Origin of the sequence: Micrococcus sp. HMSC31B01 (assembly GCF_001816085.1) — a bacterium.
GTDB classification, from domain to species: Bacteria; Actinomycetota; Actinomycetes; order Actinomycetales; family Micrococcaceae; genus Micrococcus; species Micrococcus luteus.
This window is the reverse complement of sequence record NZ_KV824876.1, coordinates 1-937: the sequence shown is the minus strand read 5'-3', so window position 1 is coordinate 937 and position 937 is coordinate 1. Positions and strand designations below refer to the sequence as shown.

Here is a 937-nt window from a genome sequence, read left to right as displayed (position 1 = left end):
CGGCACCCGCGCCGCCGCCTCCGAGGAGGGCCGCGTAGAGATCGGCGGGCAGGCCCAGTCGCACGGCGCGGCCGTCCAGCTCGACGGTGACGGCAGTCCGGCCGCCGGCGGGCACCTCGGCGCCCAGGTAGGGGGACTCGGCCAGCGGCTCGGCGAACTCGGACTCGATCCACGTGGTGTAGACGCCGAGGCGGTCCCCCGAGGTGAAGGCGTCCTGCTCGAGCACGGCGCGGTGGAACGGCACCACGGTGGGCACGCCGTCGATGCGCAGCTCGGCCAGGGCGTCGCGGGCGCGGGCGACGGCCTGGGCGCGGTCCTCGCCCCACACGATGAGCTTGGCGAGCAGGGAGTCGTACTCGCCCGGCACCACGGAGCCGGTGCGGACGCCCGAGTCCATGCGGACCCCGGGGCCGGTGGGGGCCTCGAACGCGTCGATCGGGCCGGGCACGGGCAGGAAGCCGTACGCCGGGTCCTCGGCGTTGAGGCGGAACTCGAGGGCGTGGCCGCGCGGCGTCGGGTCCTCGGGGATGCTCAGCGGCTCGCCGGCGGCGACGCGGAACTGCTCGCGCACCAGGTCCACGCCGAAGACCTCCTCGGTGACCGGATGCTCCACCTGCAGGCGGGTGTTCACCTCCAGGAAGCTGATGAGGCCGTCCGGGGCCACGAGGTACTCGACCGTGCCGGCCCCGGTGTACCCGGCGGCGCGGCAGATCTCGCGGGCGGAGGTGTGGATGCGCTCGCGCTGCTTGTCCGTGAGGAACGGCGCCGGGGCCTCCTCCACGAGCTTCTGGTTGCGGCGCTGCAGGGAGCAGTCGCGGGTGCCGAGCACGGCCACGTGGCCGTGCTCGTCGGCGAGGACCTGGGCCTCCACGTGGCGGGGGCGGTCCAGGAAGCGCTCCACGAAGCACTCGCCGCGGCCGAACGCGGCGACGGCCTC

At 75.2% G+C, this 937-nt stretch carries 1 pseudogene; it reads right to left on the bottom strand.

Going from position 1 to position 937, the window contains the following annotated elements:
- A pseudogene (locus tag HMPREF3105_RS00990) lies at positions 1–937 on the bottom strand (acetyl-/propionyl-CoA carboxylase subunit alpha); the annotation flags it as partial.